General features: G+C 68.4%; 9 protein-coding genes and 1 pseudogene. 4 read left to right on the top strand and 6 right to left on the bottom strand.

Annotated elements, in window-relative coordinates:
• Positions 1 to 179: 179 nt before the first annotated feature.
• Positions 180 to 653, top strand: a pseudogene (locus ABD345_RS39295) (helix-turn-helix domain-containing protein); the annotation flags it as partial.
• A gap of 105 nt (positions 654 to 758) precedes the next feature.
• On the opposite strand, the gene ABD345_RS39290 reads toward ABD345_RS39295, so the two are convergent.
• Both ABD345_RS39290 and ABD345_RS39285 read right to left on the bottom strand, forming a co-directional pair.
• Entirely contained in the window at positions 759 to 1,463 is a 705-nt protein-coding gene (locus tag ABD345_RS39290) for a hypothetical protein (RefSeq protein ID WP_344559529.1), read from the bottom strand.
• Between the two features lie 107 nt (positions 1,464 to 1,570).
• Complete coding sequence (locus ABD345_RS39285; RefSeq protein ID WP_344559527.1) at positions 1,571 to 2,014, bottom strand: hypothetical protein; 444 nt, start codon at positions 2,012 to 2,014, stop codon at positions 1,571 to 1,573.
• A gap of 156 nt (positions 2,015 to 2,170) precedes the next feature.
• Here ABD345_RS39285 and istA point away from each other — a divergent pair, with 156 nt between their 5' ends.
• Positions 2,171 to 3,523 (top strand): IS21 family transposase, encoded by a 1,353-nt coding sequence (istA, locus tag ABD345_RS39280; RefSeq protein WP_425556962.1) that lies wholly within the window; start codon positions 2,171 to 2,173, stop codon positions 3,521 to 3,523.
• Positions 3,520 to 4,290 (top strand): IS21-like element helper ATPase IstB, encoded by a 771-nt coding sequence (istB, locus tag ABD345_RS39275; protein ID WP_344559523.1) that lies wholly within the window; start codon positions 3,520 to 3,522, stop codon positions 4,288 to 4,290. Before istA ends, istB begins: the two co-directional genes overlap by 4 nt.
• Before the next feature lie 12 nt (positions 4,291 to 4,302).
• Here istB and ABD345_RS39270 read toward each other — a convergent pair whose 3' ends face one another.
• Both ABD345_RS39270 and ABD345_RS39265 read right to left on the bottom strand, forming a co-directional pair.
• On the bottom strand, positions 4,303 to 4,656 hold the full coding sequence (locus ABD345_RS39270; protein ID WP_344559521.1) for a hypothetical protein: 354 nt from the start codon (positions 4,654 to 4,656) through the stop codon (positions 4,303 to 4,305).
• A 114-nt stretch (positions 4,657 to 4,770) separates the two neighbouring features.
• Positions 4,771 to 5,247 (bottom strand): replication-relaxation family protein, encoded by a 477-nt coding sequence (locus tag ABD345_RS39265; protein WP_344559519.1) that lies wholly within the window; start codon positions 5,245 to 5,247, stop codon positions 4,771 to 4,773.
• A 700-nt stretch (positions 5,248 to 5,947) separates the two neighbouring features.
• Between ABD345_RS39265 and ABD345_RS39260 the strand changes: the two genes are divergently transcribed.
• The gene (locus ABD345_RS39260; protein WP_344559517.1) at positions 5,948 to 7,549 is read left to right on the top strand and encodes a replication-relaxation family protein; all 1,602 of its coding nucleotides are present in this window, start codon (positions 5,948 to 5,950) and stop codon (positions 7,547 to 7,549) included.
• A gap of 1,221 nt (positions 7,550 to 8,770) precedes the next feature.
• On the opposite strand, the gene ABD345_RS39255 is transcribed toward ABD345_RS39260, so the two are convergent.
• Positions 8,771 to 9,286, bottom strand: coding sequence for an SMI1/KNR4 family protein (locus ABD345_RS39255; RefSeq protein ID WP_344559515.1), 516 nt, complete (start codon positions 9,284 to 9,286; stop codon positions 8,771 to 8,773).
• 28 nt (positions 9,287 to 9,314) lie between these two features.
• A partial coding sequence (locus ABD345_RS39250; protein WP_344559531.1) for a transposase occupies positions 9,315 to 9,471 on the bottom strand: 157 nt, incomplete at its 5' end.

Raw genomic sequence — 9,471 nt, 5'->3', positions numbered from 1 at the left:
CCGCCCAGCCGACCAGGCCCGCGTCCACGGAGTTGACGTAGCCGCCGTCGACCCAGACCAGCCCGACCTGCGGGAACAGCTCCCGGATGCCGGCTAGTGCTCTGACCGCATTGGTTCGCCGGGTTGGTGGTCGGGGCGGTTGGATGTGCGGTGACGTCCGTCCGATCGTTGGGGGTGTGGTGGCCGAGCCTGTCCGTGTGCGCAGGTTGACCGACCAGGAGGGGCAGAAGCTGCAGCAGATCGTGCGTCGGGGCAGTACCAGTTCGGTGCGGTTCCGGCGCGCGACGATGCTGCTCGCCTCGGCCGGCGGGAACCGGGTCCCGGTGATCGCCGAACTGGTGCAGGCCGACGAGGACACCGTCCGCGACGTGATCCACCGGTTCAACGAGATCGGCCTGGCCTGCTTGGACCCTCGCTGGGCGGGAGGCCGTCCCCGCCTGCTCAGTCCTGACGACGAGGAGTTCGTCGTCGCGACGGCCACCACCCGTCCGGCCAAGCTCGGCCAGCCCTTCACCCGCTGGTCGATCCGCAAACTCGCCGCCTACCTGCGCCGCGTCCACGGTCGCGTGATCCGGATCGGACGCGAGGCGTTACGGTGCCTGCTCGCCCGCCGTGGCGTCACCTTCCAACGCACCAAGACGTGGAAGGAATCCCACCCGATCGCGCTACCCGCCTGGTACCGGGCCGCTCACCTTGATGCCCGCCTCAGGCGTCCTGAGGCGGGCATCAAGGTGAGCGGCGGTGGGCGTCGGCCGCGCCTACGGCTGGTCGGGGTTGGCCTCGTAGATGGCCGAGGTGGGGTGGACCTTGATGGTGGTCCTGTCGGCGGCGAGCTTGCGCAGGACGGCGCGGGCGCCCTTTTCGTCGGTGTCGTGGCCGGCGGCGGCGAGGGCGTCGACGGCCCGCTTGGCGTTCCAGGTGCCGCCCTGCTCCAGCACGGCGGCGCGCAGGTCGTCGGCCATGCTCACGGTGCCGTCGTCCTGGAGGCGGCGGACCCACTCGCGGCTGCGGCGCGCCCCGTGGGCGATCATGACCTGCGGCATGTTGCTGCGCAGGCCGGCGAGGGCGAGGTTCTCCAGGCGCCGGCGGGCGTTGAGGATTGCGGTCTGGGCGGAGGCGGCAGCCTGGTCGGCCTGGCGCTTCTCCTCCTCGAAGTGGGCGAGGTCGTCGGCCACTTCGGAGAGCGTCCGCTCCAGGGCCTCCCACTGCAGGTCGGTGCCCGAGCTCGCGACCGCCGCGGGCGCCCCCTGCGCGTGGGGGCCGTCCCAGACGCAGCACCGCAGCTCGCCGAGCGGCTCGGTGCCGTCCATCTTCAGCCGGACCTCGAACGCCTCGTTCAAGAGATCGGAGGCCAGGCGCGCGGCCGTGGCGTCCGTCTCCTGGATCCCGCACGGGTCGGCGGCGTGGTTCTGCCAGGTCGTCCCCGCGTCCAGGGTGACCTGGATCGTGTACGCGTGCTTCACATGCCTCTCCAATGCTACTGAGTTTCAGTTACCTTCCTGAGAGCAAACATAGTTAAATTTGTTGGCATCGCGCAAGGGGGTTTCGGTCCCCCCTTGCTGTGTGCCTTCTAGAGCTCCGCCCAGCCGCGTGCCCCTCGGTCCGTCCCGGCGAGCGGGTGCCAGATGGGCGCGGCGGGGCCACGCTGCAGAAGGTCTTCGAGGCGGGCGGCGCCGGCCGGGACGGCGGCGAGCATGTCGGCGAGGACGGGCTGCTCCTCGGCGGCCAGGCGCAGGTCCGCCACTGCGGTGCGCGCCTGGGCGGTGGTGGTGCCGGCCAGGACGACCAGCAGCCGCGGGAAGGCCTTCCACAGGCGCTCCCAGGCCCGCCCGGTGTCGTTCGGGCCCGCCTGGTCCCACAGGCGGGCGCAGGCCGCGAGCTGCCCGGCGATGGGTTCGGTGCCGACATCGGGGCGGTGGAGTTCGACGAACGCGCGCAGCCGAAGCCGGGCGTCGTCGAGGTTGGCGGTGTAGGCGAGTTCGGTGTCGGCGTACGCGTGGATGTGCTCAGCCACGTACGAGTGAACGTGCCCAGTTCTTGAGGTGTTGAGGGCCGGTGCCCGGCACTCTGCTGCTGTCCGGTTCGTGGACGGAGGGCAGCTGAAGTGGTCTTGGATCCGCATCGTTGGCTGGAACTTCGACGCTTCCGTGGGCTGCATGAGTCCGGTGTGATGAGTCTGTCGGAGATCGCGAAGGAGACCGGGCTCAATCGCCGTACGGTTCGCAAGTACCTGGCTGCGCAGGCTCCGATCTCACCGCCTCGCCGGGCGCCGGGCGGGCAGGCCCGCAAGCGGGTGGTGGACGAGGTCGCGCCGCTGATCGATGCGATGCTGCGCTCCGAGATCCTGATCAAGGGCGCGGTGGTCCACGAGCGGTTGGTCGCCGAGTACGGGTTCACCGGCAACTACCAGCGGGTGAAGCTCTACCTCCAGGAGGCACGGCCCCGTATCGCAGAGGAGCTGGGGATTGCCCCTGGTGAACTGGCCGGTCTGCACCGCAGGTTCGAGGTCGTTCCCGGTGCCCAGGCCCAGGTCGACTGGGGCGATGAGGGCGAGATCCTCGCCCATCTCGGAATTCCGAAGGTCTACTCCTTCCACATGGTCCTGTCCTACTCCCGCGATCCGTTCTGCTGCTTCACCACCAGTCAGGACCTGGCGACGTTCTTCGACTGCCACCGCCAGGCGTTCGCGCACTTCGGCGGGGTGCCGATGACGATCGTCTACGACCGCACCAAGACCGTGGTCCGCCGGCACGTCGCCCCGGGCGAGGCGGTCCCGCTCCACCCGGAGGCGGTGGCGTTCGCCGGGCACTACGACTTCGACATCGACGTGCTCGCCGCCTATCGCCCCACCGGCAAGGGCCGGGTCGAGCGGCAGGTTTCCATCGTCCGGGACCACGTCCTGGCCGGCCGGGCCTTCGCTTCGATCGAGGAGCTCGACGCTGCGTTCACGGCCTGGGTGCCACTGCGGCGGGCCCGCGTCCACGGCACCCACGGCGAGGTCATCGGCCACCGGGCCGTCCGTGACCACATGGCCCTGCGGCCGCTGCCGAGAACGCCCTATGTCGTCACCCAGCGGCACTTGCGGCATGTCGGGAAGGACTGCCTGGTGGCCTTCGACGCCAACCTCTACTCGGTTCCGGCCCGCAAGGTCCGCCCCCGTCAGTTGGTCGAGATCCGGGCCACGAAGTCCCAGGTCATCCTGCATGCCACGGTTCCCGACGCGAACGGCAGCACGTTACTGGCCGTCCACTCACGGGCGGTGGGCCGGGGCGCCCGCATCGTCGACGAGCGCCACTGGGACGGCCTGCCGAAGGGCGACACCCGCAGTGTCACCGCCGGCGATGTCCTGCCCCGCCCCAGGCACGGACGGTCTCCAAATGAGGAGGCCGGCCCGCTCCGCGCTCTGCTGAGCCGGGCCGCCGCCGCCCACGTCGAGGTCGGCCGCAGGCCCCTGTCGGTCTATGACGAGCTGACCGGCACCCGCCCGTTCACCACCAACCCCACGACGACGGAGTCGAGTTGAGTCAACTGGTCAGCGCCCGCATCCGCACCATGGCCGCCAAACTCGGCCTGCCCCACCTCGCCGAGAGCCTCAACCAGTACGCCCAGCGGGCCGACGAGTCCAAGATGGGCTACCTCGACTTCCTCGACCTGGTCCTGGCCGAGGAACTCGCCGTCCGCGACGACCGCCGCTTCCGCCAGAACCTTCGGCTGTCGAAGCTGCCGCACCATAAGACGCTGGACGACTATGACTTCTCGTTCCAGCCCGAGCTGGACCCGCGCAAGATCAAGGACCTCGCCACCCTCTCCTTCGTCGAGGCCAAGGCCAACGCCGCCCTGCTTGGGCCGCCCGGGGTCGGCAAGACCCACCTCGCCGTCGCTCTGGCGGTCGCGGCCTGCCGGGCGGGTTTCTCGATCTACTTCACCAGCCTCGACGACATGGTCAGACACCTCAAGGCTGCCGAGGCCGCAGGGCGGCTGACCAGCAAACTCCGCACCTACCTGCGGCCGAGCGTCCTCGTGGTCGACGAGGTCGGTTACCAGCCCCTGGAACGCGCCGAGGCGAACCTGGTCTTCCAGGTGATCTCCAAGCGTTACGAGAAGGGCTCGATCATCCTGACCTCGAACAAGACCTTCAGCGAGTGGGGACAGGTGTTCGGCGACGAGGTCCTCGCCACCGCCATCCTCGACCGGCTCCTCCACCACTGCGACGTGATCTCGATCAACGGGCCCAGCTACCGGCTGAAGAACCGCCTCACCGCAATCGAACGCGAAACTGACGCGGCCTGACCGACGACGGCTTCAGAGGTCGACCCAGGCATGTCCTTCCGAGTAGTTGTGCCACCCGCGGAAGAACCAGTCGACCAGATCACCGAGACGCTCGATGCAGTCCTCGTAGTAGCTGTCCGGGACCGGCCTTGGGAAGTTCGCGTGTGAGGTCCACGACGGAACCCATGTCGCAACCTCGTAGAACCCCTCGACGATCCAGCGATCGAGCTTCTCGTCTCCCTGGAGTCGCTCACAGGCCGCACGCATTGCCCGCTCCAGGCGGCTGAAGGCCGCCCGGTCCCATTCCAGATCACCCCGCAGCCGAAGGAGGAAGCTTCCTTCCTCCGCATCAAACTCCTGCCTCAGAACACCCATGACCTCGTCCACAAGCAAGATCATGACACCTGCGGCAGACACCGAGCCTGGGCTGAGCGGCTGGGCTTTCCTGGCGCCCACCCGCAGCAGGAGCTGAGCACGTTCAGCTGTACTTTGCTGAGCACTTCAACGAGTACGCGGACATTCGGCGGCGGGGCGGTAGAGCGGCCCGCCGGGGCCGGCGCGGTGCTCGGGGGCGGGGGTGAGGTCGAGCGGCCCGCAGCTCTCGCCGCGGGCGCGGGCGTCGGCGACGAAGGCGCAGTGGATGCGGCCGAGGTTGAGGAAGTGGCTGCGGCCGTAGCGCAGGGCGTCCTCGGTGGCGGCGGCCGCGTTCGCGCCGGTGCCGTTGGGGCGGCGCGTCTCGGGGAAGGCGGCGGTGGCGCTCGCGCCGGCGGCGGTGAGGTACCAGGCCTTCGCCCGCCCGGCCTGCGGCAGGGTGACGAAGTGGGCCAGGCCCTCGGTGTGCAGGCGGCTCAGGCGCTTCTGGGTCTGCTTGAGGCCGGCCTGCCCGCCGTGGAGCTGGTGGAGTTGTTCGGCGGTGGCCAGGGTGAAGCGGGCGAGCGTCACCAGGACGGCGTGGTCGGTTTCCAGATCCCCGGTCACGAAGGCACTCCTTCGGGTTTCGTGCACGGGGCGATCCCGTGCTCGGGGAATGAAACCCCACGAAACTCACCGGATTTCTAGCTACCAAGGTTGGTTCCGCATAACGATTGCATAACTGCGCCTGTCAAGGTATCCGCCGTTCTAACCGGTTTTCTAACCGGTCCGATAACCGGTCCGTTATCCGGTCCTCACCAACGCTGGCGGCCAGGTTCGCCAGCACCGCTCTGACCTGCCAGAACGGCCGTCAAGGTGCCCGGTGAGTTTCCTTGACGGGCCGTCAAGGAAACTCACCGGGCACCTTGACTGGCCGGTGAGTTTCGCCCGGCCCTACCGTTCCATCTACCGTTTCCTCTACCGCACCTCCTACCGGGCCTGCCGCATCCGGGGTCGAAGAATGGGCACGTCAGGGCCCGGATCCGGTGCCCGCCCAGGGTTCGACATCCCTCTTCTCCCGTCTTTTTGCTTTTGGTTTTGGCTTGTGTCGTCTGTTCGGTTCGGGAGCACGCCTGCGGCGGGCTCTTTTTCTTCTTCGCGTCCGGCTAGAGCCGTCCGCGCGAGTGAGGGAAAGCGGCCGCCGCGGCCGCAGAGTCAGGGGCCGGGCCGGGGCGCGGCGCGCACGTTGGCAACGGGCTCGACGGCTGTCACAGCGGCCGGATATCCCGGAGGAGCGCACACCGTCCACGCACCCCGGGAGAAGCCCGTGAGCACCCGTCAGCGCCCCGCCGGGCCGAACCTCGGCGACGACCAGGCCGACGCCGCCGACCCCGGCCGGGCAGCGGTTCGGCGCGGCAAGGCGAAGGGCAACGACAGCGCCAACGCGCTGCGCGCCGAAGTCCTGGGCGCGCTCGGCGTTCTCAAAGTCGCCACCGCCACCCAGCTCCAGCGCCTGCTGCGCCCCGACGTGATGTCGAACAAGGCGATCCGCCAGGCGCTGAACGACCTCGCCCGCCAGCACCTGGTCGCCTCCGACGGCAACACCAAGACCCGGGACAAGACCTGGCGGCTGGAAGGCACCGCCGGACTGGAAGCCGCCGGCCACGTACTGCGCCTGCCCCGCTCCGAGATGGGCGGCACCGCGCGGGGCGCGGGCAGCAGCGGCGCGCAACACGCGATGGCGGTCAACGAGAGCGTGCTCGCCTTCGTCCTCGGCGGCACCGCCCCCGGCGCAAGCGGCGGCGTCGGGGTGATCGAGGACTGGGCCACCGAGGTCGAGTTCACCCTGCCCGGCGGCCGCCGCAAGGTCCGCCCGGACGCCCTGTGGCAGGCCCCGGAGATCGGACTGCCGGTCCTCATGGTCGAGGTCGACCGCTCCACCATGTCGCTGCGCCGCCTGGCGGCGAAGCTGCCCGCCTACCGCGAGCTGTTCCGGGTCAAGGTCAAGGACAGCGACCCGGCCCTCGCCGACAAGGACCCGGCCGACCGGATGGTGCACTGGTGGCGCCGGACCTGGCCCGGCCACACCCGGCCCGGCTACCCGCCCGTCGCCCTGGTCTTCACCGACGCCGGCGCCACCACCCTGGCCAACCGGCAGCAGAAGGTCGCGCAGATGTCCGCCGACTGCTGGCAGGGCACCCGCTGGACCGTCACCCGCGACGACAACGACGGCGACGGCTGGCGCGAGTACGACGACGCCATCCCCGTCATCGCCACCACCCTGGACCTGCTCACCGAGCACGGCCCCCTCGGCCCCGTCTGGTGGCGCTACGGCCGCCCCGGGCGCCACGGCCTGCTGGACGCCCTCGACAACCCCGACAGCCGCGGCGCCTACAACCAGCGCCAGAAAGCCCGCGAGGACAAAGCCCGCGAAGAAGAACGGGAGGCGGCGCGCCGGCACCGTGAGGCGATGCGCGCCCTGGCCTGCGCCGACTGCGGCAACATCCCCGAGCAGGCCACCACCCGGGAGTACGGCCCCGACGGCCGCCGGGACTTCACCCGCCGCCCCGGCGGCCGCTGCTGGGACTGCCACCTCGAGCACCAGGAGCAGCGGGCCACGGCCGCCCGCGAGCGCCTCCACCAGGCCCGCGCCGCCAACGCGCAGCTGCGCCCGTGCTGGACGTGCCGGGGTTCGATCGGCGGCGAGGAGGACTCGGAGCTGGAGCTGACGCAGAAGGCCAGCCCCGACCGGCTGGAGTGCCCCGGCTGCGAGCACGAGCGCCAGGAGAAGGAGTTGGGTCCGCTGGTGCTGCCCGCGCCGACCCGGCGCGAGCTGCTGGCCGCCCGCCTCTCCACCCCCGCCGACCCGTGGTGGGACGTTCGGGTCCTGCACGCCAAGCTTTACCCGCCGAAGGACCGGGCGGCATGAACCAGGCTGGCACCAGCTGGCACCCGTTGCGGGCCGGCTGGTGCCCCGCTGCGGGCGGCTTTACGGACGGATGGCCATTGGGTGATGTGGGCTCGGTTTCCATCATCACGACCTGCGGCGGACGGACCGTTTTCTACGCGCTAAGCCCCTACCTGTGCACGGGCGGAATTGATTGAGCATGATTCATCCTGTTTATCCATTTTAGTGGCGTTGGGATGGGTTTGGCGATGGTCGATGCCCAGTCCAGCTTGACATGCGAAGGATAGTTCTCCATCCTGGGGTGGCCGCAGGATCTGGCGCTCCGTCAGTTCCGTTACTGCGGAGTGGGCTTGATAAGGTCTTCATGTCCAGTAGCATGGTTCTAGCGCAGACGAGGGCGGTAGCGTTCCCTCTGATGTGTAGTCATGTTTGTGTTTTCAGTGGGGATCTTCTGGGCTTTCGCGCCACAGTTGATTCTCTCTGTGCCGATGGGGTCAGTGTCATACCCTCTGAAGCAAGCTCAGCCACACCCATGCAGTGAGGTCTTGTCTCGGCTTTCGCGCCGGGTATAGTTCTTTTTCTGCTCGTGAAACCCCTTGCTCGCGTTCAAGTGAGCGACCTTAGCATTACGCGTACCACCGAGACGTTAGTGCGACCCGGCCAGGTCCACTAACCTTTTTGACCCGCTGGGTCAACTTGAGGGCTCGGTGGATTTTTATTCACCAGATTCATATCAGCCTTTTCCCATGCCCGAAATCATTGGATCAGGCCGAAAGGAGGTAGATCGACAAGAGTTGGGCGGTAGTCAATTGCCGCGCCCCGCATCTCGATCGCGCCGTGAAGCAAGTCGCTTCAGAGGCGCATTTTCATACCCTCGGCCTGAAGATTTGGGCGGGTATGGGTGCATCTGTTTCCCGCTTGTCGCAAGCGGGCCGCCAGGTGCGTGCTGGGGGTGCCCCGACTGTTCCCGCGGGGCACCCCCAGCGCGCATCAGGCGGACCAGCCATCAACTATCAGCTTTAGAGCTCGTAACAAGATCTTGCGCGCCAGCAAGCTGCGGTGAGTGCGACGATTCGTTGCTGTTGCTGTTGCTGTTGCTGTTGCTGTTGATGGCGTTGGGGTGGGGTTGAAGGTATGCAGACACTCACGTCAGATAGCCGTCACCGCTCCGAGGGGGCCATCCAGGCCGCAGCGGCGCTGCTGGTGCGGCGCCCGCCCGAAGGCGACGTGAGGTTACGGAGTTCAGTTGATTTCACTCGGGTCGAAGGACACTGCCCAGCGGAAGAGCTGCCGTAGGTCGGTGTAGAAGCAGAGGTCCCCGTGCGAGAGCCAGAAGATCCGACCCCGCCCGTCACCGGGCGGGATCATGAAGACTCCCGACGTCCGGTCCTCCTCCATGGAGATCGGGATGATCTCCGTTCCGTCGGGGATCCCGACGTCCAGCCGGAGGATGTCCTTCTGGACCCGGAGGAACTCCTCGGACTCCGCCTGGGCTCGGCCGCTCAGCCAGTCGCGACTGCCGTAGATCGGCCTCCCCAGTGCGAAGTTCTCCATCCCGTCCGAGTACCGGAGGAACTCGACGTAGTGTTCCTCCAACGGCTGGGAGAACCTCGCCCGCAGCCGCGTGATGTCCTCCTCCGTTGCCCCGGCCCGCGGGATGGGCGGCCCGAAGATCCCTTCGTCGTCCGGGCTCTCGACGAACTCCCTCCTCCTGGCCTCGAAGACATCGCCGACCCAGCCGGGGAGACTCATGGACATGCCCTTCCAGTACGTACTCGCAACAGCGTCACGGTATCTGCCGGTTGAGACGACGCCAGCAGATGAGTGCACAGGCCAGTGAGACGAAGGCGTTGTGGAGGTCGAGGCGTCTCTCCCAGCGGATGGCGAGGCGCTTGAACTGGTGGAGTTGGGCGAAGGTCTGCTCGACGACGTAGCGGAGCGTG

The sequence above is a fragment of the Kitasatospora saccharophila genome, from assembly GCF_039529925.1.
Lineage (GTDB): Bacteria > Actinomycetota > Actinomycetes > Streptomycetales > Streptomycetaceae > Kitasatospora > Kitasatospora saccharophila.
Note: the sequence above shows the minus strand (reverse complement) of the source record. Positions and strands in the feature narration are given on the sequence as shown.

Excerpts from the sequence above, each read along its gene's own strand:
- istA (WP_425556962.1), top strand. The coding sequence starts at position 2,171 with ATGAGTCTGTCGGAGATCGCGAAGGAGACCGGGCTCAATCGCCGTACG.
- ABD345_RS39255 (WP_344559515.1), bottom strand. The coding sequence starts at position 9,286 with ATGTCCATGAGTCTCCCCGGCTGGGTCGGCGATGTCTTCGAGGCCAGG.